Source organism: Pantoea sp. S61 (genome assembly GCF_016625145.1).
Taxonomy (GTDB): Bacteria; Pseudomonadota; Gammaproteobacteria; order Enterobacterales; family Enterobacteriaceae; genus Pantoea; species Pantoea rwandensis_B.
This window is the reverse complement of the sequence record NZ_JACVUO010000015.1, coordinates 64655-90806: the sequence shown is the minus strand read 5'-3', so window position 1 is coordinate 90806 and position 26152 is coordinate 64655. Positions and strand designations below refer to the sequence as shown.

General features: G+C 56.0%; 27 protein-coding genes. 9 read left to right on the top strand and 18 right to left on the bottom strand.

Translation table 11 applies throughout. From position 1 onward, the window contains the following. The first annotated feature begins 35 nt into the window (after positions 1–35). The gene (locus IAE30_RS22755) at positions 36–1298 is read left to right on the top strand and encodes a DUF3748 domain-containing protein (RefSeq protein WP_200538318.1); all 1263 of its coding nucleotides are present in this window, start codon (positions 36–38) and stop codon (positions 1296–1298) included. Here the strand turns inward: IAE30_RS22755 and IAE30_RS22750 are convergent. Continuing rightward, positions 1276–1623 (bottom strand): YceK/YidQ family lipoprotein, encoded by a 348-nt coding sequence (locus tag IAE30_RS22750; RefSeq protein ID WP_045815074.1) that lies wholly within the window; start codon positions 1621–1623, stop codon positions 1276–1278. The genes IAE30_RS22755 and IAE30_RS22750 overlap by 23 nt on opposite strands. A gap of 277 nt (positions 1624–1900) precedes the next feature. Between IAE30_RS22750 and ibpA the strand changes: the two genes are divergently transcribed. Then, positions 1901–2317, top strand: coding sequence for a small heat shock chaperone IbpA (gene ibpA, locus IAE30_RS22745; RefSeq protein ID WP_200538319.1), 417 nt, complete (start codon positions 1901–1903; stop codon positions 2315–2317). 56 nt (positions 2318–2373) lie between these two features. Here the strand turns inward: ibpA and IAE30_RS22740 are convergent, their stop codons facing one another. The 6 genes from IAE30_RS22740 to IAE30_RS22715 are packed head-to-tail and all read right to left on the bottom strand — an operon-like array spanning position 2374 to position 8096. Beyond that, complete coding sequence (locus tag IAE30_RS22740) at positions 2374–3279, bottom strand: EamA family transporter (protein WP_200538320.1); 906 nt, start codon at positions 3277–3279, stop codon at positions 2374–2376. A gap of 23 nt (positions 3280–3302) precedes the next feature. Further along, a complete protein-coding gene (locus IAE30_RS22735; RefSeq protein WP_038643934.1) occupies positions 3303–3803 on the bottom strand; it encodes a YbaK/EbsC family protein in 501 nt (166 codons plus the stop codon). A 27-nt stretch (positions 3804–3830) separates the two neighbouring features. Then, entirely contained in the window at positions 3831–4631 is an 801-nt protein-coding gene (locus IAE30_RS22730; protein ID WP_045815106.1) for a 2OG-Fe(II) oxygenase, read from the bottom strand. 5 nt (positions 4632–4636) lie between these two features. Beyond that, the gene (locus IAE30_RS22725) at positions 4637–5347 is read right to left on the bottom strand and encodes a class II glutamine amidotransferase (RefSeq protein WP_038643933.1); all 711 of its coding nucleotides are present in this window, start codon (positions 5345–5347) and stop codon (positions 4637–4639) included. Further along, complete coding sequence (locus tag IAE30_RS22720; protein ID WP_200681069.1) at positions 5335–6612, bottom strand: acetyl-CoA carboxylase biotin carboxylase subunit family protein; 1278 nt, start codon at positions 6610–6612, stop codon at positions 5335–5337. The genes IAE30_RS22725 and IAE30_RS22720 overlap by 13 nt, the downstream gene beginning before the upstream one ends. A 17-nt stretch (positions 6613–6629) precedes the next feature. After that, positions 6630–8096, bottom strand: a complete 1467-nt coding sequence (locus tag IAE30_RS22715) for a hypothetical protein (RefSeq protein ID WP_200681068.1) — start codon at positions 8094–8096, stop codon at positions 6630–6632. Positions 8097–8278: 182 nt separating this feature from the next. On the opposite strand from IAE30_RS22715, the gene IAE30_RS22710 reads away from it, so the two are divergent. Next, on the top strand, positions 8279–9727 hold the full coding sequence (locus IAE30_RS22710; RefSeq protein WP_038643930.1) for a PLP-dependent aminotransferase family protein: 1449 nt from the start codon (positions 8279–8281) through the stop codon (positions 9725–9727). Here the strand turns inward: IAE30_RS22710 and IAE30_RS22705 are convergent. The 9 genes from IAE30_RS22705 to IAE30_RS22665 all read right to left on the bottom strand — a co-directional run bounded on the left by IAE30_RS22705 (position 9724) and on the right by IAE30_RS22665 (position 18958). After that, entirely contained in the window at positions 9724–10974 is a 1251-nt protein-coding gene (locus IAE30_RS22705) for a valine--pyruvate transaminase (protein WP_038643928.1), read from the bottom strand. The two genes, IAE30_RS22710 and IAE30_RS22705, sit on opposite strands and share 4 nt — an antisense overlap. Positions 10975–11056: 82 nt before the next feature. Further along, positions 11057–12031, bottom strand: coding sequence for a glyoxylate/hydroxypyruvate reductase GhrB (gene ghrB / locus IAE30_RS22700; protein ID WP_200538372.1), 975 nt, complete (start codon positions 12029–12031; stop codon positions 11057–11059). Between the two features lie 66 nt (positions 12032–12097). Then, positions 12098–13378 carry an MFS transporter gene (locus tag IAE30_RS22695; protein ID WP_200538327.1) on the bottom strand — a complete coding sequence of 427 codons (1281 nt, stop codon included), beginning with the start codon at positions 13376–13378 and terminating at the stop codon, positions 12098–12100. 141 nt (positions 13379–13519) lie between these two features. Then, on the bottom strand, positions 13520–14461 hold the full coding sequence (locus tag IAE30_RS22690; RefSeq protein ID WP_200538328.1) for a sugar kinase: 942 nt from the start codon (positions 14459–14461) through the stop codon (positions 13520–13522). 7 nt (positions 14462–14468) lie between these two features. Then, positions 14469–15218 carry a sugar phosphate isomerase/epimerase gene (locus IAE30_RS22685; RefSeq protein WP_200538329.1) on the bottom strand — a complete coding sequence of 250 codons (750 nt, stop codon included), beginning with the start codon at positions 15216–15218 and terminating at the stop codon, positions 14469–14471. A gap of 156 nt (positions 15219–15374) precedes the next feature. After that, positions 15375–16400, bottom strand: coding sequence for a LacI family DNA-binding transcriptional regulator (locus IAE30_RS22680; RefSeq protein ID WP_200538330.1), 1026 nt, complete (start codon positions 16398–16400; stop codon positions 15375–15377). A 58-nt stretch (positions 16401–16458) separates the two neighbouring features. After that, on the bottom strand, positions 16459–17463 hold the full coding sequence (locus IAE30_RS22675) for a LacI family DNA-binding transcriptional regulator (protein WP_038643921.1): 1005 nt from the start codon (positions 17461–17463) through the stop codon (positions 16459–16461). Positions 17464–17624: 161 nt separating this feature from the next. Continuing rightward, positions 17625–18287, bottom strand: coding sequence for an OmpA family lipoprotein (locus IAE30_RS22670; RefSeq protein ID WP_200681067.1), 663 nt, complete (start codon positions 18285–18287; stop codon positions 17625–17627). Between the two features lie 110 nt (positions 18288–18397). Further along, the gene (locus IAE30_RS22665; RefSeq protein WP_200538332.1) at positions 18398–18958 is read right to left on the bottom strand and encodes a DNA-3-methyladenine glycosylase I; all 561 of its coding nucleotides are present in this window, start codon (positions 18956–18958) and stop codon (positions 18398–18400) included. Between the two features lie 142 nt (positions 18959–19100). On the opposite strand from IAE30_RS22665, the gene IAE30_RS22660 reads away from it, so the two are divergent. The 4 genes from IAE30_RS22660 (at position 19101) to IAE30_RS22645 (ending at position 22312) form a co-directional block, all read left to right on the top strand. Next, a complete protein-coding gene (locus tag IAE30_RS22660) occupies positions 19101–19793 on the top strand; it encodes an autotransporter domain-containing protein (RefSeq protein ID WP_200681066.1) in 693 nt (230 codons plus the stop codon). Positions 19794–19885: 92 nt separating this feature from the next. Continuing rightward, on the top strand, positions 19886–20422 hold the full coding sequence (gene dnaT, locus IAE30_RS22655; protein WP_200538334.1) for a primosomal protein DnaT: 537 nt from the start codon (positions 19886–19888) through the stop codon (positions 20420–20422). Beyond that, a complete protein-coding gene (gene dnaC / locus IAE30_RS22650) occupies positions 20422–21162 on the top strand; it encodes a DNA replication protein DnaC (protein ID WP_034829969.1) in 741 nt (246 codons plus the stop codon). The genes dnaT and dnaC overlap by 1 nt, the downstream gene beginning before the upstream one ends. Positions 21163–21178: 16 nt before the next feature. Beyond that, entirely contained in the window at positions 21179–22312 is a 1134-nt protein-coding gene (locus IAE30_RS22645; RefSeq protein ID WP_200538335.1) for an ROK family protein, read from the top strand. A 21-nt stretch (positions 22313–22333) separates the two neighbouring features. Here IAE30_RS22645 and IAE30_RS22640 read toward each other — a convergent pair whose 3' ends face one another. Further along, positions 22334–23797 carry a sugar porter family MFS transporter gene (locus IAE30_RS22640; protein ID WP_045815060.1) on the bottom strand — a complete coding sequence of 488 codons (1464 nt, stop codon included), beginning with the start codon at positions 23795–23797 and terminating at the stop codon, positions 22334–22336. A 403-nt stretch (positions 23798–24200) separates the two neighbouring features. On the opposite strand from IAE30_RS22640, the gene IAE30_RS22635 reads away from it, so the two are divergent. Together IAE30_RS22635 and IAE30_RS22630 are read left to right on the top strand one after the other, a co-directional pair. Beyond that, the gene (locus tag IAE30_RS22635; protein WP_200681065.1) at positions 24201–25193 is read left to right on the top strand and encodes a LacI family DNA-binding transcriptional regulator; all 993 of its coding nucleotides are present in this window, start codon (positions 24201–24203) and stop codon (positions 25191–25193) included. 77 nt (positions 25194–25270) lie between these two features. Continuing rightward, complete coding sequence (locus IAE30_RS22630; protein ID WP_200538337.1) at positions 25271–25735, top strand: Rrf2 family transcriptional regulator; 465 nt, start codon at positions 25271–25273, stop codon at positions 25733–25735. Between the two features lie 2 nt (positions 25736–25737). On the opposite strand, the gene IAE30_RS22625 is transcribed toward IAE30_RS22630, so the two are convergent. Further along, on the bottom strand, positions 25738–26115 hold the full coding sequence (locus tag IAE30_RS22625; protein ID WP_200538338.1) for a DUF1360 domain-containing protein: 378 nt from the start codon (positions 26113–26115) through the stop codon (positions 25738–25740). Between the last annotated feature and the right edge of the window lie 37 nt (positions 26116–26152).

Below are 26152 nucleotides of genomic sequence, written 5' to 3'. Positions count from 1 at the left end.
CTTTGTTCGGCAACTGTTGGATGTAAGGTTGCCTCATGTCAGAAAAACAACTCACCTTTGCACAGCGTCATCATCAGCTCACCAATATCAACGTCTGGACCGCTGACAGCCAGTGGCTGGCGTTTGATGTCCGTCCGTCGGGCGCGTCCTTTACCAGTCTGACCATCGAACGTGTCAACGTCGAAAGCGGTGTGGTGGAGGTGCTCTATCAGGCACGCGACGGCGCGCATGTCGGCGTGGTCACCGTCAGCCCGGATCTGCCGCCGCGCTATGTGTGTATTCATGGCCCGGAGCATCCCGATGCGCACTGGCATTACGATTTCCATCATCGTCGCGGCGTCATCGTGCAGCAGGGTAATGCGGAAAATCTCGATGCCTGCGACATCACCGCACCTTATACGCCCGGCGCATTGCGCGGCGGCTCGCATGTCCATGTATTCAGTCCAGACGGATCGCGCCTCAGCTTTACGTATAACGACCATGTGATGCATGAGAAAGATGCGCGTGAGGATTTGCGTAATGTCGGCGTGGCCGTACCGCTGCATCCGGTGTGTCCGCCTAAACAGCATCCCCGTGAATACGATGGCAGCCATTACTGCGTGCTGGTGAGCCAGACCACGCGCGATCCGCAGCCGGGCAGCGATCAGATTGACCGCGCTTATGAAGAGGGCTGGATAGGCGATCGTGGCTATCTGAAAACCGATGGCAGCTGGCAGCGCTGGGCGCTGGCGTTTATCGGCGATACACGTGCTGCCAACGGCGAGAAAGTGCCGGAAGTGTTTGTGGTGGATTTGCCCGAGGCGCTGAGTGATTACGCTAAACCCGGCGCAATACCCTTGCAGGGCACGACGGAAAAACTGCCTGCACCGCCTGCCGGCGTGCAGCAGCGCCGCATCACTCACAGTAAAGGATTAGCATTGCAGCCCCGCCACTGGTTGCGCGCATCGCCGGATGGTAGCGCCATCGCCTTCCTGATGGCGGATCAACAGGGTGTTGTGCAGCTGTGGAGTGTGTCGCCCAACGGGGGCGAAGCGGGCCAGATTACGCAGCTCAGCAGCAGTATTCAGTCGGCATTCAGCTGGCAACCCTCAGGCGAGGCGATCGCCTTTATTTGCGATAACAGCGTGATGCGTTGTGAGGTAGCGACCGGGCACTGTACACGCTTAACAAAACGCAGCGAGCAGCCGCCTTCCGGTGATGCGGTGGTATGGTCACCGGACGGCAAGCAGGTAGCCTATATGCGAGATGTGGATGGCTGGCGTCAGCTGTTCCGCGTCAATGCGACGTCGGTGGCATAGCCGCTGCGGTTGCCAGGCTGGCGTCAGTGCCAGCCAATTTTTCGCTTTGCAGCACACGGTCATGCGCCGAATCTTTGTCAGTGCGGAAGTAATCCCACGGCAACAGAATCGTATCCAGTACGGCGGAGAAGGGCAGATCGATCACCGCCAGCGGCTTAATCGCCCAGCTGGTATTGTCATCGGCAATCATATCTGCGCTGGCGCGTGTGCCGGGATAATAACCCTGGCTGGCGCCAGTGTGAGACATGACGCTGGAGCAACCCGAAGTAGTCAAGACGCTACAGACCAGCAGGCCGGTGAGCGGAAAGCTTTTCATCATTTTCATTTCATCATCCCTACAGCCATCACTTCTGGCTGGAGTGTGTCTCCTGCTGCAGCAAAGCTCTGTGGCGATGTCATGCGATGCAGGCGAAGAATTTCTGAGTGTATGCTATTTCGTCAAAATTGCCGCAAGAAAATACGTATTGCCCTTGAAAGCGATCAAAGTGCACCCATTTTTACTACAGGGTCGCCTTGCTGTCGCCGACAGGGACAGCAGCGGGCCGCACAACCTGTCCATGGTGGAAGGTTGCCAAAACTTGCTGATTTTCAGGAGTCTTTTTATGCGTAACTTTGATCTTACTCCGCTTTATCGTTCTGCTATTGGTTTCGACCGTCTGTTTAGTCTGCTTGAGTCCAATCAGAACCAGGCCAATGGTGGCTATCCTCCTTACAATGTTGAGCTGGTGGATGAAAACCACTATCGCATCACCATTGCCGTTGCGGGCTTTGCCCAGAGCGAGTTAGATATCACCTCACACGACAATGTGCTGATTATTCGCGGTGCGCACCCCGAAGAGCAACTGGAGCGCAAATACCTGTATCAGGGTATCGCCGAACGTAACTTTGAGCGCAAATTCCAACTGGCCGATCACATCGTGGTGCGCGATGCGCGTCTCGAACTGGGCCTGCTGAGCATCGATCTGGAACGCATCGTTCCTGAAGAAGCGAAACCGCGTCGCATTGAAATCCTGAATTAAGGATATTGTGTTGAGAAGAAAACGCCGCAGAAATGCGGCGTTTTTGTTTCTGTCGATCAGGTGCGCACCCATAATCGCTGGCTTACCATCCCGCCAAACACGTTTACCAGCAGGCCGAGAATAATCACCGATGCGCCGAGAATCTCCTGCGCTGACAAGGTCTCGTCGAGCACCAGCGCGGCACTGAGGATGCCCACCACTGGCACCAGCAGTGACAGCGGCGCAACACGCCAGGTCTCATAGCGACCGAGCAGATTGCCCCAGATCGCATAGCCGACAATGGTGGCAATAAACGCGAGATAAATCAGCGCCAGTAGAGTCTGCAACGAGATATGCAGCAGACTGGTGACGATCGCTGCCTCGCCATCGAACCACCATGAGCAGGCGAAAAAGGGCAAGATCGGCACCAGTGCACTCCACACCACCAGCGACATTACCGGCACCTTACGGTTACGCAATATGATCTTGTTGGTGATATTGCCCAGTCCCCACGACAGCGCCGCCGCCAGCGTCAGCATCATGGTGGTCAGCGTAATCCCAGCGGTGGTTTGCCCCTCCATGCCCGCTGTTGCCAGCATAAACATGCCAAGTGTCGCCACCAAAATCCCAGCGATGTGGTTCCAGCGCAGTTTTTCCGCCAGCAATAAAGCCCCCAGCAGCAGCGTAAAGAACGCCTGCGCCTGTAACACCAGTGAGGCCAGTCCTGCTGGCATGCCGAGTTTGATCGCCAGAAACAAGAAAGCGAACTGACCAAAGCTGATGGTCATGCCGTACACAATCAGCCAGCGCAAAGGGATCTGCGGCCGCTTCACAAAGAAGATCGCCGGAAACGCCACTAACGCAAAACGTAATCCCGCCAGCAGAAACGGCGGCATATCGTGCAGGCCCAGTTTGATCACCACGAAATTCACGCCCCACACCACCACCACGCACAGGGCTAACATCATATCTTTTACTGACATACTCGTTCCTTACTGCAGCCGTTTCAGGCAGTCGCCGTCATCGGAGTGGCAATGTCTGCACAACAGTCATCGCCGACAACACGAAAAAAATCATCCACATTCAGCGCCACGGAACGCTCCAGCGCACCGGCGTTAAACCACAGCGTGCCGACATCACGCAGGCGCGTATCAACGCGCAACGCCAGTCGGTCATCAAAACTAAAGGGCGGCACCGCGCCCATCACACACTGCGTCAGATCCTGCGCTTTCTCTGGCGCGGCAAAGCTCGACTTCTTGCCGCCAATGGCGCGCGCGGCACTTTTGAAGTTGATCTTGCAATCACCCGGTACAATCGCCAGCAGGTAGCGCGCATCGGCGCCGTCCGGCATCGTGACTTCCAGCACCATTGCTTTGGCCGCCTGATTGAGATCGTTGCCGCGAATGCTGCTGATCACATCGGTCTGGCCGATGGCCTCATGCTCCACCACGCGATAGTCCGCGTGATGTTGATCAAGCAGGGCGGTGATTTTTTCAAAGGTATTCATCTTCCTCTCCTCGTCGAAGGCCCGGCATTAACTCCAGGCAATGGCGTGCTTCATTTTTTTGTCGGTCAGGCCAAAGAAAAAGCCCATGGTGATGCGCGTGTCGCCTTCCACGCGATCAATCTCGTGATAAAACGCAGGATTAAACAGATAGATATCGCCGCTGCGTGGGGAGAACTCACACGCCTCGCTTTGCTCAATGACGCCAGTCTGATAGCCGAGTTCACCTGGCGTTTTGAAGCGCTCATCCACCGGATGCCACTTCTTGTTGAATATCCGCAGTTCCCCGCCCGCGTGACACTCCTGCAAACAGACCACACAGCTCAGTTGGTGCAGGATGTTGGTGACGGCCAAACCACTGCCCGCGGCATCGCGTACGATGTTGTCGTTATGCAGTGGATTGGCGACGCCGTTGGCATGAAAGCGCACAATCGAACCCGCATAATCGCCCAACTCCGGCTCGCGGGCAGTGTGCAGACTCTCCAGACGCAATGAGTGCTTCACCCAGTTGTAAACCTGATCGCGCAGGCAGTGCAGTGACGGTGGCAGAGCAGGCTGGATGTCGCGCAGCTCGGTGAAGTAATTTTCTGGTGCGCGAGTGTGTTTAGCCAGATAGGGGCCGAGCGTGGTCAGTGCGCCATTCGGATAGCGCGAGACGCGCACCTGATCGCGGCACTGTTGCAGATCGTCCACCACCGCTTCACGCACTTCAGGCGTCAGGAAATTGCGCAGCACCAACAGCGGCACGCGCGCGGTCACGATGTCATCCAGCCAGGTGCTTTCGACGAACATTTTTGGATGGATAACGCGTATCTGATTGAAAATGGCCATGCTGATCACTCCCCAAGTGGAAATTCATGAAGTTCATGGTTGTTCATGCGACGCCAGTCAGACGCCGTGCCCAGTGCAGCAATAGGTTCAGAAGAGATAAAAGTGGTGCTGTTGTTTTGATAATGGTGCAACGTGAAATAGTCAGGATAAGGGGTGTCATCGGGATGCCACTGCCACGCCCAGGCTTTATCCCGGGTGACAAAAATCGCATTAGCCGCACTGCCGCCCGGTGCCACGCGCGCCATCTTGCTGCGCAGGTAGTCACGGGTAAAATCGGCAGGCGTCACCTGATCGACGATGTATTCCAGGTATTCGGCGGAGTCAAAGCGCGATTCCGCCATGCCCAGTTGCGCATAAACCGTGGGTAAAAAGCCGTTGTGCATCATGTACCACTGTGTAGCACCGCTGGTACGCCACAGCGGATGAGAAAACTCGATGCCATGATTTTTGCTCAGCGTGGCGTGGCGCACATGCACCGCCAGAAAACGGCTATGACGCAGAGCATCCACATCAATGCCGGGCAGCGCATCCGCAAAAGTGCCTGTGCCATGCAGGGTGCGCATCTTTCCCTGATCCAGCCACAAACAGCCCCAGCCATTCGGGTGCTGTTTAATCGGGCCCTCATGGGTCGCGGTTTCGCCGCAGCTCATCGCGCGTGCGGCGTCCAGTACCGCGGCTGCATCAAACTGGCCATATGCCAGAATCATTCTGCACATAGAAGATCTCTCCGGGTGGCTAAAGACGGAACGTCGAGAATCTGCTGGAAAACGGCCAGCACATCGTCCCGGCTGTCTGCCGCGAGGCGGAAGGTGGCGAGAATACCGGCATGGCGAGTGAGATCGGCATACAACGAGGATCGCGGCGAGACGGCCAGCGCGGGCAGATTGAGCGGTGGCAGTAGCTGACCGCGCTGATGTTCAGCGATCCAGCGCTCCGCAGCGTCGAATTGCAGGCGCTGACGCAGGCGCAGGCGGCCAATTGTCTGGGGTTGCTCCGGGAAGTGCAGCACAGGCAAACCGCGCCCGGCTTCAATCTGAAACGCTACGTCTGCCCAGTTAATGCCGGTGACTTCCTCGACCAGATTCACCACGCCCATGCCCGACAAACGGAAACCCATTTCCAGGAAGTGCGGTTCACCGTTCACCATAATGAAATCGATGTGGAAGGCACCCTGGCGATAGCCAAAGGTCTCGCAGCAAAAGCTCATCAAACTGGCAAAAGCTGCAGGCAGCTGTTGCGCGGCCATCGCCACATGGCCGGATTCGTAAAAGCTGATACAGCCTTCGGCATCTATGTGGTGCTCGATCACCTTCTGGCAGCAGGTCAGCGCCACCGCGTGTCCGTTATCCACCACACCTTGTAGTGAATATTCGTCGCCCGGCAGCCAGCTTTCGACGATAAAACCGCTGAAGCCGCGTCCGCCGTAGTTCATGGTCTCCACCAGCTTGCCGATCACCGCATCGAGCTGGCTGGCCTCTTCCACCAGCCAGATCCCTAATCCGCCGCCGCCATCCACCGGTTTGATCACGCAGGGATACAGCAGCGCATCACGCGCGTCACGAATGCTCAGTGGTGAGGCAAAGAAGCGAAACTCCGGCTGTGGGAAGCGCGGCCAGGCTTTACGCAGAGCCATGCGCTGCGCGTACTTATCCGGCGGAATAAAGCTCGGGCCGGCATCCGGCCCGGCCAGCAATTCACGCACGCGACCGGCGCTGGTGTTGTAGGCTTCAAAGCCCGCCAGCACCACTTGAGGATGTTCCAGTAAGCCCGCTCGCAGGCAGGCTTGTAACACATCCCACGGATTTTCCGGGCGATCGAGACGCACAATCAGATCGAACGGCAGCTGAATGCTTAAGCTTTGATAGTCGACAAAGTCGCCCATCTCCGCCAGCACGGTAAAATAGCCCTCGCGTTTTGCCACCGCACAGTACGGATTTTGCCCGTCACGCGTGGCACCAATCTGCAGGAAAATCTTTCTCATCGCGTCGCCTTACCGGGTTATCGCCCGGAGATCACTTCAGTAACGATGTCTTGCAAGGCACCGTTGTTGACCTGAATCACTGCTTTGTGCGGATCGAAACGCATCACGCGTGAGAGCGCATCGCCGCGCGTACCTTCCAGCAATGTATTAACCTGCGCACTGCGCCAGCACTGGCGCATCTGCGCAATGGTCAGGCCGGAGAGGTGCTCAAGCTGCTGAGTCAGCAGCAGGTCATCGCTATCGCCACACAGCAGCGCCCGCACCGCCTGCTCATTGGGTGCCTGGTTGAGCTGTTGCAGCCAGACGTTGAGCTGGTGGCCCTGCGCGATAAACGGCGAATAGATCATGCACACCAGCTGGGTTTCGTTGAGGCCAAAGGCCTGTTCGGCAAACTGTGCTGCACGCTGGCGAGCACGTTCAATCGCCGCATCGTCCTGATAACGCGCCGCCATTTCCGCAATCAGTTGCGGCGGGAAATCTTTCTTCTCCATCAGGCCGAGCGCAAAGCGCACATATTCGCGAATGCCTTCGGCGTAGCTACGCTGCATCAGCGTCTCCGCTCGCAGACCGCGAATATGTGCCATTAACGTCGGGTTGCCGCAGTCCGATTCAGAGAAGCTGAACATCAGCTCATCAAAGCGGAAGTGCATAAATTCAGTGAGCAGTGACCAGTGCGCACCGGCTTCATAGGCGGTGTCCTGATAGATGTTGAAGAACAGCGGATCGCGCGCCAGCTGCCAGGTGATGCGATGGGCCGGGGTAACCTGATCGGCGCCGTAAATGTCGGCGAAATAGCGTTCTGCCACGCCATCGAGGGTTTGCAGGAAGCCGCTAAAGCCGCGTGATTTGTCGGCAACGGGCGCATCAAACAGGCGTGAAAGATGACGAGCCCAGGCGAGGTAAGCGGTTTGCTCCTGCGGCGAATCACCGGTGATGATCACATCCACGCCGCCCTCGTAATGCGCGGCAAGGCCAAACGAGTTCACCATGCTGAGGTTGCAGGCGTTACAGAAAGTGGAACGCGCATCGGCACGGAAGCGATGGCCATTCATCAGCACATCGTTGCGATTCTGCTGACGCACGCTATCGGGCATTGGCAAATGGCGTTCGAAGTGGCGGATTTGCAGGCCATCGGTCACCAGGCATTCGGTAAAGTCATCCCCCGGAATGTGCAGTGCACGATATACCCGGTCGATATTCTCCATCACGCTGTCGTTCATCGCCGCGTGACGATTGGTGCTGATGCGCAGCTGGAAGGTGCTGCCCTGCTGCTGCCAGATCAACCCCTGAATGTAGCGCACATACGCCACCATATAGCTGCTGTCTTTCCCGCCGCCATAGGCGAGCAGCACGCGATTGTTCGCGGGGTTTTTGCTATCGGGCAGGGCGGCAATTAAGCGTTGAGAACAGCGTTGAGCAGAATCGATAATCGCGGGCGTGAGATAACCTTCAATTTCTCTCATCATGGTGGACAGATTATTCATTTTTCACTTCATCCTTTGGCTATTAAAATCGCCGTTACCGTGCTGGCGGCAACGGGCAGGAAAAGGGGCCACGAAGTTGCAACGGAATGAATGTCTGAGGCTGAATAAACAGATGCAGCCTAAAGTACTTTGAATGTAATCTGATGGATACGCACAGATCAGCACGATATAGGGTGGAACAGATGGCGGATGGAACGGGTGAACAGGAGAGTCAGAGTAGTCGTTACCGTCAGATTGCAGAGCAGATAAAGCAGGCGATTCACAGCGGATCGTTGCCGCCCGATAGCCGTTTACCGTCGGTACGTACACTAGCGACACAGTACAGCGTCAGCATGACCACCGCCCTGAAAACATTACGGACGCTGGAGGATGAACACTATGCGGTGGCGCGTCCCAAGTCCGGCTTTTTTGTTGCACCCCGTCAGGTTCCCAGGGCGTTACCCGCAGCCATCCACAGCGAACAGCCGCGTGAAGTCGCCCCGCTGGATGAGCAAACCGAGCTGCATCTGGCGATGCTGGGCTCCGATTGTCGTGTGCGGCTGGATCTGGCCAATGGCGATATCTCGCTCTATCCGGTCAAGAAAATTGGATTGCTGATGCGCCAGATGGGCTACAGCAAACCGGCGCTGCTCGGAAACACGGTGAAAGGCACCGGCTATGCGCCGCTCAAAGCCGAGATTGCACGCCGCGCGGTGGATTATGGCTGCAATATCAGCGCTGATGACATCCTGATCACCAACGGCTGCATCGAAGCTATCTCACTGGCTCTGCGCGCCACGACCCGCCCCGGCGATATCGTGGCAGTGGAATCGCCGTGCTACTTCGTGCTGTTGCAGATGCTGCATAACCTCAATCTGCGCGTGATTGAAGTGGAAGCCGGGCCGGAAGGTTATGTTAACGTCAGCAAGCTCACCGCGCTGTTTCAGCGTAAAGCGGTGCAGGCCTATCTCACCATCAACAACATCAATAATCCGCTGGGGAAAAGCATTCCCAACGAGCAGAAGGCTTATATTGCGCGTCAGGCCGATGAGAATGATGTGGTGATTATTGAGGACGATATCTTTGGTGATACGGCCTTTGGCGATCGCCGTCCGTTCCCGATGCGCGCCTTCAGCCCGAATGCCATTCTGTGCAGCGGCTTCTCGAAAACGGTGGCGCCCGGTATCCGCATTGGCTGGGTGCACAGCAGTAATTACATGCGCAAAATCGCCTCGCTGAAATACACCACCAGCATGGGCACCTCGGTGCTGTCACAAGCGGCGATTGCCGAACTGCTGCGCAGCGGCGGCTACGATGCGCATCTGCGCAAATTGCGTCGTGAGCTGAAGAATCAAATCCACCATATGCGCCAGGCAGTGTTGCGTTATTTCCCTGCGGGTACGCGTGTATCGGATCCGGAAGGCGGCTATGTGTTGTGGGTGGAAATGCCAATTCAGTCGTTAAACGTGCGCGCACTGTTTCTGAAGGCGCGTAACGCGGGCATCGGCATCGCGCCAGGGCACATCTTTGCCACCGATCATCGCTACGATCACTGTTTCCGGCTGAATGCCGGTTTTGGCTGGAATGCGGAAGTGGAGCAGGCGATCAAACAGCTGGCAGAGTGGTGCCAGCTGTCATTAACGGCGGATTAAGCCTCGTTAGCTATCATTTCCAGCTCTTCCGCCAGAATCTGCACCGCGCGTTCAATTTTCTCCGCGTCCGGCACATAGTTCATGCGCATGCACTGATGCGTATGCGGCCATTCCTGTTCCAGACCGGGGAAGAAGAAGTGGCCCGGCACCATCAGCACGCCGCGCGCTTTCAGGCGCTGATACAACGCTTCGGTGCTGATCGGCAGATCGCGGAACCACAACCAAAGGAAAATCGCGCCTTCGGGTTTGTGGATCAGGCAGCGATCTTCCGGCAGATAGCGGCGCAGAATGGCAATCGTCTCGCTTACCTTGGCCTGATAAAACGGCTTGATCACCTCTTCCGACAGACGCAGCAAATCACCGCGCACAATCATTTCAGTGGCAATCGCCGGGCCGATGCTGCCTGGCGCTAAGCTGATGATGCCGTTCATGTTACCAATCGCGCTAATCGTGCTTTCATCGGCAACGATAATGCCGCAACGTGCACCCGGCAGGCCAAGTTTCGACAGGCTCATACACAGAATGGTATTTGGGTTCCACAGCGGACGGGCTTCGCTGAAGATAATGCCGGGGAAGGGCACTCCGTAGGCGTTATCGATCAGGAGAGGCACGCCATGCTGCTGTGCCAGCGCATCCAACTGCATCAGCTCGTCATCGGTGATCACGTTGCCGGTTGGGTTGGTCGGGCGCGACACGCAAATCAGGCCCACGTCCTCATTCAGCGGCAGATGGTCGAAATCAACGTGATACTTGAACTGGCCCTCGGGCAGCAGCTCAATGTTTGGCCTGGCGGAAACAAACAGATCTTCTTCCAGCCCGGCATCAGCGTAACCGAGATATTCCGGCGCCAGCGGGAACAGCACGCGCTTTTTACTGCCGTCAGCACGGCGCCCGGCAAACAGATTGAACAGATAGAAGAACGCGCTCTGGCTGCCGTTGGTCAGCGCAATATTTTGCGCGGTGATCGGCCAGCCCAGCTCTTCACGCAGCATGTTCGCCAGCGCATCCAGCAGCAGCGTTTTGCCGCGCGGACCATCGTAGTTGCACAGTGCTTCGCTCAGTTTGCCGTCCTGATGCATTTGCAGCAGCAGCTGATTGAAATAGTCATTGATGGCCGGGATCTGCGCCGGGTTGCCGCCGCCGAGCATAATGGTGCCAGGCGTGCGCAGGCCTTCACCCATGTCTTCCATCAGACGTGAGATGCCGGAATGTTGAGTAAATTTGTCGCCGAACTGAGAAAAGGACATAGGAAGTTAAAACATTGTAATCGGGAATGGGCAACCACCATAGCGCCCGCCACGGGCAGGCGCAATGGCTAAAGCAGCAAGCTTAGGCCTGGATTTGCGTGTTAACGCAGTTTTTCTCGACTTTGCCGCTCAGTGCAGCAATCAGATTGTCCACCGCATCACGCGCCATGCCGTAACGCGTTTCATGAGTGGCTGAACCGATGTGCGGCAGCGCCACAACGTTCGGCAGCTTGAGGATCTCCGCATCAGCGGGCACCGGTTCGACTTCAAACACATCCAGACCTGCAGCGTGAATCGTGCCGTCTTTCAATGCCGCCGTCAGCGCTTGCTCATCAACCACCGGGCCGCGACCGGCATTAATCAGGATGGCGCTGGGTTTCATCATCTTGAGCTGTGCAGCGCCAATCATATGATGTGTCTGCTCGGTCAGCGGCAGGCTGATGCAAACAAAATCACTCTCTTTCAGCAGCGTTTCAAGATCGCAGGCGCGTGCACCGAAGCGGGTTTCCGCCTCTTCATGCTGACGTCGTGCGTTGTAGAGGATATTCATGCCGAAGCCGAAGTGTGCACGCTGCGCCAGCGCCAGGCCGATACGGCCCATGCCGAGAATACCCAGCGTTTTGTGATGCACATCGATACCAAAATGCTCTGGCCCGATGCTTTTCTTCCACTCACCACTTTTAACCCATTGATCCAATTCGGTGACGCGACGGGCGGTGCTCAGCACCAGTGCCATCATGGTATCGGCCACGGTTTCGGTCAGAACAGTTGGCGTGTGCATCAGCAGTACATTGCGCTGATTCAGTGCTTCAACATCGAAATTGTCATAGCCCACGGAAACGGTGGAGCAGGCGCGCAGTGCGGGCATCTTTGCCAGCAGATCACCATTGACTTTACCGCCTGAGCCGAGCAAACCTTCGGCTTGCGCAAACTGTGCGGCATGCTGCTGCACGGTTTCGGGGGAGACGTCATGCACTTCGGTGACGGTAAAATGGGCATCCAGTTTAGCGCGCAGATCGTCTGGCAGGCTCTTATAAAGAATCACAGCAGGTTTCATCATTTGCTCCCTGTAGAACGTGTGACGGGCGACCTGAGTCGCCCGGAAAAGTCATTTCTTACGCTTTCAGGCGTGTTTCGCCCCATGAATCGGTGCTGCCTTGTTCTCGGCGGGCTTGACGATTAACGTCAGCCACACCGACACCAGCAGCGCGGCACCCATAAAGATGTAAGAGGCGGCAGGACTGCCGGTCGCGCCATTAAGATAGCCTACAATCCACGATCCGATGAAGGAACCGAGTGCGCCCATGCTGTTAATGAGTGCCATGGCACCGCCGGCAACATTGCGTGGCAGCATTTCAGTAATCAGGGCGAAGAACGGGCCGTAAGGGGCATACATCGCGCCACCGGCAATCACCAGCAAGGCATACGACAGCCAGAAGTGGCTGGAGCCGACCAGATAGGAGCCGATGAACGCCAGCGCCCCAATCAGCAGCAGTGGCCAGACAAACAGTTTACGGTTCTGCATTTTGTCAGATGCCCACGACACCACGACCATCGCAATGGTCGCCACCAGATAAGGCACCGCCGACAGCCAGCCCGCTTCTACCATGCCCATCTGTGTGCCGTTGCGCAGAATCGAAGGCAGCCACAGTACGAAACCGTACACGCCAATGCTCCAGGCAAAATATTGCATGCACAGAATGATCACGTTGCGATTACGGAAGGCTTCGCCATAGTTGCGCACCGCTTTGATGCCTTCCTGCTCTTTCTGCAACTGCGCCTGCAGGGCAGATTTCTCTTCGTCGCTCATCCATTTGGCCTGTGCTGGCTTGTCCTGCACCAGGAACCACCAGGCCACGGCCCAGATCACCGCCGGGATACCTTCGAAGATAAACATTTCACGCCAGCCGAAGGCATTAATCAGATAGCCGGAAACCACCGACATCCACAGTACCGTGACCGGATTGCCGAGGATCAAGAAGGTGTTGGCGCGCGAGCGTTCCGATTTGGTGAACCAGTTGCTGATGTAAATCAGCATTGCCGGCATCACCGCTGCTTCCACCACGCCGAGCACAAAACGAATCGCGGCCAGCATTGGAATGTTGCTCACCACGCCGGTTAACGAGGCACAGCCGCCCCACAAAATCAGGCACCAGAAAATCAGCTTCTTCACGCTGCGGCGTTCGGCATACACCGCGCCGGGGATCTGGAAGAAGAAATAGCCAAGGAAGAACAGGGCACCCAGCAGCGATGACATGCCTTTGGTGATGCCGAGATCGTCATTAATCCCTGCGGCAGAGGCGAAGCTAAAGTTCGCCCGGTCCAGATACGCCAGACTGTAGGTGATAAACACGATGGGCATGATAAACCACCAGCGTTTTGGCGCGATTGTCTGCGATTTCATGGGTGACTCCTCTGTTTTGAGGCGGGCACATTCAATGGATGCGCCTCGAAATATTCGGGTTGTGTAGAGACAGACTGTTTCACCAGGTAAACATCAATGCGTACCCTAACTGCAGGGTTGCCAATGAAGGCAACCGCTTGATTAAAAATCGCCAAGCGCCGCGCGCGTCGGCAGCCCTTCACTGTCGCCCGCGACCTGAATCGCCAGCGAACCAATCTTGTTACCGCGCAGAATCGCCTGCGGCAGCGATTTGCCTTCCAGCAGTGCGCTGATCAGGCCCACGGCAAAACCATCGCCCGCGCCCACGGTATCCACCACGTTATCGACGAGAATCGGTGCGACATTGCCCTTTTCACCGTCGGCGGTTTTGTACCAGGCGCCGTCGCAGCCGGTTTTGATCACCACCGCCCGTACACCTTTATCCAGATAGAAATCGGCGATGGCTTCTGGCTGACGATAGCCGGTGAGAATCAAACCCTCTTTCTCACCCGGCAGCACCCAGTCTGCGTACTCTGCCAGCAGATTCAGCTGCTTACGCATCTCCTCCTCGCTGCGCCATAACACCGGGCGCAAATTCGGATCGAAGGAGATGGTTTTGCCGCGCGAACGCATCTCTTTGGCCGCATGTTTGGTCAACTCAAGCGAGCTGTCGGAGAGGGCGGCGGCCACGCCGCTCAGGTGCAGGTGACGCGCGCCGCCGAAGTAATCCGCATCAAAATCCTGCGGCGAGAGATGGCTGGCAGCGGAGCCTGCGCGGAAATATTCCACTTCAGGATCGGAACCGTCATCAACGCGCGACTTGAGCTGAAAACCGGTGCGATAGCGGCTATCCGTGGTCACACAGTGGTGATCGACCTTCTCTTTCTCCAGCTGTTGCAGCGTAAAACGGCCGAAACTGTCATCGCCGACACGGCTGACCCAACCGACCTGTAAACCGAGACGCGCCAGTCCGATGGCCACATTCAGTTCGGCACCGGCAATACGTTTGACGAAGCCCTCTGCGGCGGCGAGATCCCCACTTTGCTGAGCGATAAACATCGCCATCGCTTCGCCAATCGTGACCACATCCAGTTGCTTCATCATCGGCTCCTTATACTGCACGCAGCAGATCAACGTAATGGCGTGTCACGGCCAGCAGGTCTTCACCTTCGAGCGGGAACTCGATGCCGCGCGGCGCATCAGCAGGCAGTGCTTTCAGCAATACGCGCCAGCTGCCGTCGGTTTCGTCCAGTGCTACTGCACGGAAGCTCTCGCCATGCGGCACTGCGGCTTTAACGTGAATGTAGCTGACGTAACGACTGAGCTGAGCTGCGGCCTGCATGGCGTCTTCACCGGTCCACTGCCAGTTACCCATGTCGAAGGTCATATCCAGCGGCAAGGCGGCATCACAGGTACGATGGAAGAAGGTTTGCATCGGGGCCAGTTTGCTGTCTGGCGTTTGATCATTTTCCACCACCACGGTCACTGGCGATGCGGCCAATACCTCAACCAGCGAAGCGTCGCTGAGATCGACAAAGTGACCGAGGGCGATTTTCAAGCGCTTAGCGCCCATCTGCTCCGCTTCCAGCAGGAACTGTCCCAAACGAGGGTTGAGCGAGCCGTCCTCCAGCCACAGGGCTTCTGGTACCGAATAGCTGGCGCTGAGTTGCTGTTGAGCAATGGCTTTATTCAGCGAATGCAACTGCAGCAGGTCGTCTTCACTGAATAGCTCACGACGGATTTCCACACCATCCGCGCCAGCGGCTTTGATCAGCGGCAGCAGCGCAGTCTGGCCACCTAACTCAGCGACTTTGTGCGTGCCGTAGGCGGCGGTGACCACGATGATTTCGGGATGTGGCATGTTGTCTCTCCATTGAACTGGGAAGGATGCGGTCAGAGCCGCCCGTTGTCTTAAAATCGATGTCTTAAAAAAAACCTAAATGGAACCGGTTCCAAATGAAAGGAAGAGAGTGTGGAATTATGATCCTGCTCACGAAGTGAGCCAGAGAAAGGGGAATTAGCGCAGCGGCTGGCTTGAGCCGCGCACAATCAACTCGCCGGGGAAAACCTGCTCGCTAATCGGCTGTTCGTTGCCGTCAATGCGCGCGATCACCTGTTCCAGCGCCGCATAACCAATTTGCCAGGTGGGCTGTTTCAGGGTGGTGATGCCCACGCCTGCCAGTGCAGCCCACTCCAGCTCATCAAAGCCAAGCAGGCCAATGGTTTCCCCCCAGCGTTGTTCGAGGCGCTGCAAGGCGCGCGCCACTTGCAAGGTCAGCGCACCGTTGGCGGCCATCACCGCGCAGCGTTTGTCACTGTGGCGTTGCTGGAATGTCCGCAGTACCTGCTCCAGCTGCTCTGGCTGATGTAAGGGCACTTCGGCGTTTTCCGCCATCACCCCGGCATGGGCTTTGCTGGTGTCATAGAAGGCGCCAAGGCGTTCACGGCGGGTGTTGACGCTGCCCAACGGTTCGCTGAGGAACAGCAGAGCATCGTAACCATTGTCCAGCAGGTGCTGGGTGGCAATTTGCGCGGCTTCGGGATTATTCAGGCCAACCACATCGCAGGCGAAGTCAGGAATTTTGCGGTCGATCAACACCATCGGCAGCATCGACTGCTGCAAGCGTTTAAGCACCTCTTCGTGCATCCCCACCGCATTGACCACGATGCCCTCGACCTGATAACTGCTGAGCAATTGCAGATAATACTGTTCACGATCGACTTCGTTATTGGTGTTACACATCAGCAGCGTAAAACCCTGCGCGCGACAGGCCGCTTCAATGCCGCTCAGAACATCCACTGAATAGGGATTGGTAATATCCGCGATAATCAGGCCAATCAGCCGCGTGCGGCCACGCTTCAGTCCGCGCGCCATCTGGCTGGGACGATAATCAAGATCGGCAATCGCCTGTTCAATACGGGCTTTGAGATCGGGCGAAAGCAGATTCACTTCGCCATTGAGATAGCGGGAAACGCTGGTTTTACCGGTTTTTGCCGTACGGGCAACGTCACTGATTGTGGCTCGTGGCGGCCTGGTTTTCATTGCGTACACCTGAATAATAAAATCAGGCGAAGACTACCACAGCACGGCGCACACGCAATCATTGTGCATCAGAAGTGAGGCGCAACATCGGTTGCCACAGCGTCTGGAGTTCCTCGAGCGGTGCACCTTCCAGCAGTTGCAGCACCATCTCGGCCACGCGTTCGCCAATGCGCTGCTGCGACAGTTGCAGAATCGCGTTCACCGGCTGATCGATAATGGAGTCATGCGGCAAGCCATCATAGACGTACAGTGGGATCGCCCGCGCACCGCTTAAACGGTCGGCCTGCTGCAGCGCGATGGCCGCGCCTTCACCCAGCGGCGCACAATCCGTGATGATGGCTTGAGGCGCGATATCCTGCGCCAGCCAGCGCTGCGTTTGCTGATAACCGGCACGACGCGTCATTGGCAGCGCGGCCAGCATCGTCGGCGCGATAGGCGGTTGATGCTGTGTGAGGGCATCGATAAAGCCGTGGCGACGATCGAGGATATACGTGCAGGGCTCGTTGCCGCCAAGATAGGCAAGCCGCGTCAGCCCTTGTTGCAGGCAGTGTTCAGCGGCCAGCAAGGTACCTGCATGATTATCGTAATCAAACCAGGCATAAGGTTGCGGCAGCTGGCTGCGGCCCAGCGTGAGAAAGCGATAGCCTTTCTGCTGCAAACGCTGCAGACGGATATCATGCGGTTGGGTATGGGTGAGAATCAGCGCATCCAGCGCGCCACTGCGCAGCAAGCGCATCAGCGTGCGGTGCTTATCCTGCGGTTTATCCGGCAGAATCATCAGATCAATGTCATGCTGAGCAAGGCGCTGATCCAGCGTCAACAGCATTTCACTGTAGTAACTGTCATTCAAAGAGGCGGTGCTGACCGGGAAAACCAGCCCGACGGCATTGGCGCGGCCGGTCTTCAGGCGGCGTGCGGCATCATTCGGACGATAGCCGCGTGAAGTGGCTTCTTCTTCAATACGTTTACGCGTGGCGGCCGCAACATCGTCATAGCCATTTAGCGCACGACTCACGGTGGTAACAGAGAGGCCGAGGGCAGCGGCAATGGCTTTGAGCGACATGATGACGTTTTCCACTGATCAAATTTTGATCACGCTAGCATAAAGTATTTCACGGCTCTATTGGTTGACGATTATAGAGCGTTATCTGATACAAAAAGCGTCAATTGCGGTGTAAAAACGTGCGGAAAAGCCGATCTGCAGAAACAGATCGGCGAGCGGGATTAACCCAGTGGACTCAGCGTGATCTCGACGCGGCGGTTTTGTGCTTTACCCGCTTCGGTGCTGTTGCTGGCCACCGGATTATCCGGGCCCATGCCCTGCGTGCGCAGACGATTCTGGGCTACGCCTTGCAAAATCAGGCCGCTGGCCACGCTCTCCGCACGTTGTTGCGACAGACGCATATTCAGCGCGCGTGTACCGGTGCTGTCGGTGAAGCCCACCACATTGACAGCAGTTTTAGGATACTCTTTCAACACCATCGCGACACCTGTTAACGTATTGGCGCCTGCCGGTTTCAGGTTGCTGCTGTTGGAGTCAAAGGTAACGTTATTCGGCATATTCAGCACGATGTTATCGCCCTGACGCGTCACGCTGACGCCGGTACCGCGCATTTTATCGCGCAGCTTCGCTTCCTGCACATCCATGTAATACCCGACGCCACCGCCAACGGCAGCCCCTGACGCGGCACCAATCAACGCACCTTTGCCGCGATCTTTCTTCGATGATGACAACACGCCAACGCCTGCACCCAGCACGGCACCTAAGCCCGCGCCGATGCCGGATTTCCCTGCCTGCGATTCGCCGGTATAAGGATTGGTGGTACAACCTGACAGCACAACGCTGCCGCTAAGTAACAAGGCCAGCGTCAAACTACGCTTTTTCATTGAAAATCCCTCACAAAGTCACACGGGGAAAATGCCCCAAAACGGCACTATTATGCCGTTCAATAATGGGGAAAGGCGTGAGGGTCAGTCTTAAAGTGTAAAGTTTTGCTTTAAAGATTATCGGGATGGCAGAAACAGCTGGTTTGATGATCGTTAATCAGCCCGCACGCCTGCAAAAATGAGTGGCAGGTTGTCGGACCGACGAATTTAAAACCACGCTTCTTTAACGCTTTAGAGAGCGCAATGGCAGGCTCGGAGGTAGTGGGCGCCAGCTTGTAATCGGCGAAACGGTGCAAAATCGGCTGATTATCGACAAATGACCAGACAAAGCGTGAAAAGTCTTCGCCTTCCGCTTCCAGCGCCAGCATGGCTTTGGCGTTATTGATGATCGCCTCCAGCTTGCCGCGATGACGGATTAATCCGCTGTCCTGCAGCAAGCGCAGCATGTCTGCCTCATCCATCAACGCCACGGCCTGAGGAGCAAATTCGTGGAACGCGCGACGATAGTTCTCACGTTTCTTGAGCACGGTGATCCACGATAAACCCGCCTGTTGCCCCTCAAGGCAGATCATTTCAAATAAGGCTCGCTTATCAGTTTGCGGCACGCCCCACTCATTATCGTGGTACGCCAGATAGAGCGGATCCTGTGTTACCCAGCCACAACGTTGCATATTACTCTCCCTAAGCATGAGGAAAATACAGTTAATCCCTTGACGTATTACAGAATCGATTAATAGTTAAACAATGGGTGCCGATAATCAATAAACCTGAATCTTAACGCCCGTTTCCTTTCTGGCTCGTCAGGAGTCTTTCATGTTGCAGAAAAGTCAGCGGACAGGCCAGCACAATCTCATGCTGGCTTTTGGCAGTGTGTGGCTGTTATTTACGGCGGCGCCGGCTTACGCCTGGGATGAATCGGGCGCGGATTATGTGCCGGATTACAATGCGATACTTGCTGAAAAGATTTCCAGTAATCACCTGATGTTGACAGAAGATCGTGACATCAGCCTGATGGATGCCGCGCTGAATTCACCGGATGAGAGTGCCATGGTGCTGCACAGTGAAAAAGCCAGCGTGGGGAATGCCCCCTTTGCTAACCGCTATTCGGCAGGCTGGCAGATGCCGATGAGTGCGACGCTGCGCACCGGTCCGGTGGCGCAATTCGCGGTGGATGATTCGCGAGTGAGTTGCCCGAAGTGTGAATTTGTCGATGGCAATCACGCCGGGCATATTGCCTCACTGGGCTGGCGCGTTGATTCCACCCTTGACTGGATTTCACCCTGGGCACAGGTTAGCTACAGCCATCAATTGAGTGATGAAAACGCGTCATCGTTGCGCGATCGCCCCGAGGAGATCGGCCACGAAAGCAACTGGGTTGATGTCAGCGTGGGGGCCAATGTGCCGTTTGGGCAAAATATGGCGGCTTTCGTCTCCTTCTCGCAAACCGGTGCGGTGATCAGCGGTGAACAGTTTATTTACAGCCTTGGCGTCAGCGCCAGCTTCTAAATCCTGCGCGATCCATCGCGTTAAAACAGGTACACTGACCGCTTAGCGCTAAACCTATAGGCGCTCCGGGTTGGTCAACGTCAGGTTTCTTCATGTCAGTTAAAATCTTATCTTCAACGCTGGTGGGGCTGGATGGCTTTTGCCAGGATCCGCTTGCCGTGTTGCAGCAGGCCGATAACGGCGTGCTGGCGGTGCTGTACAACAATGCGCCCGCTTTTTATGCGCTGACACCGCAGCGTCTGGCACAGTTGCTGGCGCTGGAAGCCGCAGCGCAGCAGCCAAATGATGTCACGCTGGATGACAGCCTGTTCCATACCGATGCGGCACCGATTGCCACACCGGTGGGCAAGTTTGCCATGTACGCGGGCTGGCAGCCGGATCATGATTTTCAGCGACAGGCCGCCATCTGGGGTGTGGCGCTGAGTGAACCGGTAACGGCGGCCGAATTGGCCACCTTTGTGGCTTACTGGCAGGCCGAAGGCCGACTGTTCCATCATGTGCAGTGGCAGCAGAAACTGGCGCGCAGCGTACAAATGAACCGCGCTGCCAACGGTGGTCAGCCCAAGCGCGATATCACCCAGATCAGCAATACTCAATATGATATTCCCGATGGATTCCGAGGTGAGTGATGAAAACGCCGAACGATCTTTTCAGTCGCCTGAAAAAATTTATGCCTGCGGATGTGCAGCCGAAATTTAAAAACGGTGAAGAGCTGCTGGCGTGGAATCAGGAGCAGGGCCGTCTGCGCTCTGAAGCCATCGTGCGCGAAAACCGCGCCATGAAAATGCAGCGCATCATGGGGCGTTCTGGTATCCGTGAGCTGCACATGAACTGCTCGTTTGATAACTATCGTGTCGAGAATGATGGTCAGCGCAAAGCACTCGCGCTGGCGCGGGAGTATGCCGCCGGGTTCGACAACAGCATCGCCAGCTTCGTGTTTTCTGGCCGCCCTGGCACCGGAAAAAACCATCTGGCCGCCGCCATTGGTAACGACCTCATTCTGCGTGGCAAGAGCGTATTGATTGTCACCGTGGCCGATTTGATGTCGAGCATGAAAGGCACCTTCAGCGGTGGCAGCGACATCACTGAAGAGCGCTTGCTGCAGGATCTCAGCCATGTGGATCTGCTGGTGATCGATGAGATCGGCATGCAGAGCGAATCCCGCTACGAAAAAGTGATCATCAATCAGATTGTCGATCGTCGCTCATCGTCAAAACGCCCAACCGGCATGTTGTCGAATCTGGACCCGGCGGGAATGAACGGCTTATTAGGCGAGCGCGTGATGGATCGTATGCGTCTCGGCACCAGTTTGTGGGTGCGCTTCGATTGGGAAAGCTATCGCAGCCGTGTACGCGGTGATGAGTATTGAGTCAGGTGGGCGCGCGATGAAAGCAGCCGGTAAAGGCCCCGCATTACTTCGATTAAACAACCTTAAGCGCGTGATGACGCAACTGCGTAGCACGCGTATTACTTCCCGCCAGGATATCGCGCTGGCGCTGCAGCTGAGTAAAAACACCGTTTCCCTGATTGTGGATGATTTGCTGGCGCAGGGCCTGATTCACGAACTCGGCCCGGTGAGCGTGGCTGCGGCCGGACGCCCAAAAATCGAAATTTCGCTACGCGCGGAAAAGCTAAAAAGCGCCGGCATCATGGTGGAGCGCAACGCCATTCACTGGCGCGTCTGTGATTATTTCTCGCAGGTGATTGCGGAACAAACCTGGCAAACGGCGACTGCTGATCCCGAGCCGCTGCTGCTTGAGCTGGAGGAAGTGTGCCAGACCTTGCACGCCGCGCATCCTGAACTGCTGGGCATCGCCGTAGGCTTTCCCGGTATCATCGATCCACAGCGTGGCCGGGTGCACTTTTCCGCCCATCTTGGCTGGCAGGATGTCGATGTTTTGACGCCGCTGGTCAGCGCCTGCCGTTTGCCGCTGCGCATTATGCATAACGTCAAAGCCGCTGCGCTGCTCTCGGTGGAGCAACTCGATCTGGATAGAGCACAGAGCCATTTTTATCTGCGTATCGGTGAAGGGGTTGGCGGCTCGCTGGTAGAGCAGGGTGAAGTGTTTGTCGGCAGCAGCTGGACCGCAGGGGAGATTGGTCATTTGCAGGTGCAACCCAAAGGGTTGCGTTGTAGCTGTGGACGTTCAGGCTGCCTGGAAACGCTGATCAGTCAGCCCGCGATTCAACAGCAGTTGGGGCAGCGAAAAACAGGGCTGCGCTGGCAGAACGCCGCCAGTGAACCGCAGATCGCGAGTGAGGTGATGGCGTTAACCGGTCAACATTTGGGCCACGCCCTGAGCCATGTGATGCAGCTGGTGAACCCGGCGAGCATCATTATTGATGGGCCGTGGAATACGCATCCTGCCTTTATCCAGGCGGTTGAAGAAACGGCGCAGGCCAGCACGCTGGCCTTTACCTTCTCCCACACGCAGCTGCATTTCCTGCCACAGCGTATTGATCCTGCCAACGGTTTGGCGCTGGCGGTGATTGAGCAATATGAGCGCGCCATCTCTTAGGCGCGCCCTCATCACACCCTCTTAATGCCGTGGAATATCAAACGACTCGCTGGACTTGGCCGGCGAGGTGCTCTGCGGCAGTTCCGCTTCGACGTTAAACTTCTCCAGCACCAGCCCATGAATTTTCTCCAGCGACACGCCCGCGGTCTCTGGCAGGTAGCGGAAGGTAAAGAAGTACATTCCCAGAGAGAAAATCGCGAACAGCAACAGAGGGAAGCCACCGTGGAACAGATCCAGCAGCATTGGGCTGCTGTTCATGATCGGGAAAGTACTGCTGATCACAAAGTTCGCCAGCGACATGGCACAGATGGAAATTCCGACGCAAATCGAACGAATTTCGGTAGGGAAGATTTCGCCCAGCACGGTCCAGACGATCTGGCCCCAGGTCATGCCGAAGAAAATCATATAGGCAAACAGACCCACCACCGCCAGCATACCCGGCAGGTGATAATAGAAGGCGATGAACGAGTAAGCGAGGCAGATGCAGGAGGTGATGGCCCCCAGCAGCAGCAGCTTACGGCGGCCAATTTTATCAATCACCATCATGCCCGCCAGCACGCCAATAAACTGACAAATTGATAGCCAGAAGGTCTGCAGCAATGCTGAATCGGTGCTGCCCGCCACGTTCTTCAGCAATGTCGGGCCGAAGTATTGAATCACGTTAATGCCGCTGATTTGGTTACCGACCGCCAGACCGATACCGATCACCAGCAGCGGAATGGTGGTTTTATCCAGACGCAGGCGCGATTTATGTTGGTGTGCAGTTTTGTCTGAGAACGAGTGTTTGATTTCATTGAACACGCTCTCGGCATGCTCGCGATTGGAAATTTTGGTCAGCGTATCCAGCGCTTCATCGTATTTGCCCTTGAGCACGTTCCAGCGCGGAGATTCCGGGATAAAGGCGATGAAGAAGATGAACAGCGCACAGGGCACCAGTGCCGTAGCCAGAATGTAACGCCAGCCCATGTTGATCATCACCTCGGGCAGCGTCGATTTGGTGATGAAGTAGTTGGTCAGTAATACCACCGATTGTCCACCGACACAGCATACCGCATAGAGTGCAGTGGTACGGCCGCGAAACTTCGACGGCGACAGTTCCGCGAGGTAAATCGGCGAAATCACCGAGGCGAGGCCAATCGCCAGTCCACCAATGATACGGAACAGCACAAACACCGTGAAGTTGTGGGCGATCGCCGTTCCGATCACCGAAACGGTGAACAGCAGCGCGGTAATGGCGAGCGATTTTTTGCGTCCGAGTTTGTCGCTCAGGCGGGGGGCGATAAAGCATCCCACTAAGCTACCCAGCAGAATGTTGGAAACAGCCCAGCCGGTTTCAGCCGGGGTTAACTGGAAATATTCACTTAAAGGTTCGATTGCACCGGAGATAATAGAAGAGTCATAGCCCATCAGCAGTCCGCCAAATGCCGCGACGGTACAGCAGAGAATGACATACTTCATGTTGTAGCGTTTTTGCCTGGTATCCATTGTTATAGCCCCTTGTCTCTACGGCCTGAACGTTACGTGTTCAGAAAGAGGAGTGGTGTAGGTTATCGATGTTCAGCGTTGTTCACTCAAGGTCATCGCTTTGGAATATATGTTCTAAATGATGGTTTTTGGATCATTTTTTCCAGGAAGTGTGAAGGGTGTTGCGAAAATTGCTGATGGCAATATTCACGGCAGGGCCATATTTGGCTGAAATGATAGGTTTTTTATCAGGCATGATTGGCGCCACATGACGTTTCTTGTTTTTTCTTGCAACGGTGTGAAATTTTTATTCTGTAATGCAACCCTGATTTCTCTTTCTGAGAGTGGTTAAGCGTGGGTTTCATTTTTTGTCGGGCAACGGGCATAATACGTTGATTGACAGGCCATCTTTGCGGACGTCGCAATGAAAACGCAGCGCATCACTCTGGACGATATTGCTACCCTGGCGGGCGTCACCAAAATGACGGTGAGCCGTTATTTACGTACTCCGGAAAAGGTTAAAACGGAAACGGCGGAGAAAATCGCCAGCGTCATGGCTGAAATCGGCTACGTCCCCGATAGCTACAACTCCAGCTCAACCAAACAAAACCCGCCGCGCATCGGCGTGCTGGTGCCCTCGTTTAATAACCAAATTTTTGCCGATCTGCTGGCGGGCATCGAGTCAGTCACCAGTGCACACGGCTATCAGACGCTGGTGGTCAACTACGACTACAATGCCCAGCGTGAAGAGGAGCAGATCGCCACGGTGCTGGCGTTTAACATCAAAGGGCTGATCCTCACCGAATCAGTGCATACGGTGCGCGCCGAGAAATACCTCAATGCCGCCAATATTCCGGTGGCGGAAGTGATGGGGCTGACGGAAGCCAGCGGGCGGATCAACGTCGGTTTTGACAACTATCGCGCCGGTTACGATATGACCTCGATGCTGCTGGCCAGCGGCAAACAGCGCGTCATCTATTTTGGTTCGATGTCCGATCGCCGCGATGAGCAGCGCTATGCGGGTTATCGTGATGCGATGGAAGCGGCGGGCTTCCCGGCGGGAAGAATTGTGCCGAACAAGGTCTCTTCAGTCTCGATTGGTACGGGCATGATGACGCTGGCACGCCAGCTCTATCCGGAAATGGACGCGATTCTCTGCACCAATGATGATCTGGCCGTCGGCGTATTGCAGGAGTGTCAGGCGGCGGGGATTGCCGTGCCGCAGACGATGGCGATTGCCGGTTTTCACGGGCTGGAGATTGGCCAGGCCACTACGCCGCGCTTAGCCAGCGTGATCACGCCACGCTTTGAGATGGGCAAAGTCGCCACTGAGATCGTGTTGAAAAAGATCAATCAGCAGCCGACTATCGAACAGGTTAACTTGCATTATCGGCTCTCGATGGGAGCGACTATCTAGAGGGATCATTCAGACAGGATAAATTGTTGCTATCGGGTGGCTTTGCTAAAGTGTCGTGAACTTTAGAGGAATGATCCATGCCCCGCGACAACCGAATGTCCCGCTCACTGCACGCCTTAATTCATCTTGATCGGCACGTTAAACGCGCCACCTCGGAAGCGATGGCGAAGATGTTGGGCACCAATCCGGTGGTGGTACGCCGCATGATGTCCGGCCTGCGCGAAAAAGGCTATGTGGTGTCGGAGAAGGGGCACGGCGGCGGTTGGGAGCTGCGGGTGGAACTCAGCGCGATTACGCTACTGGATGTGTATCAGGCGATTGGGTCGCCTGCGCTGTTCAGCATCGGGCCTGCTGCCGATCCTTCGCCGTGTTTAGTTGAACATGCGGTCGATGAGCGTCTGGATCAGGCGCTCAATGAAGCGGAAGTGCTGCTGCTTCAACGCTTTAGCCAGATTACCGTGGCTGATATTGCCGATGATTATCTCAAGAAAATGGCAAAACTGGGGCTGGAATCTGAGCCCCATCCGCTGTGCAGTGAATAACCTCAATCCTGCTTCTGCAAAGTGATCTGCGCATTGTGCTTCATCACATGCGTGGTGACTGCTGCCTGGAACACCTTGAACATCAGACCGTTGATAAAGGTGGTCAGGGTTAAGGTAATGAACGCCGTCATCACCCAATCAACGAGTGCCATATCGCTGTGCAATAGCGCAGGGCGATAAATCACCATGCCCGCGAGCACCGTCCAATGGCTCATGCAGTAAAAGCAGTGGAACAGATGGCCGAGTAGCGCGTGCTTTTTGGCGGTCCATGCGCGCAGGCCGGCAAACAACTCGGTTTGGGTGAGGGTCATCGCGATACTGGCCGCTGCCAGGGCTATCGCGACACAAGTTCCCACGTCTGAAGTGATCCAACTATTCATACATTCTCCTGTCAGGCATTTATCATGTAACTTACAA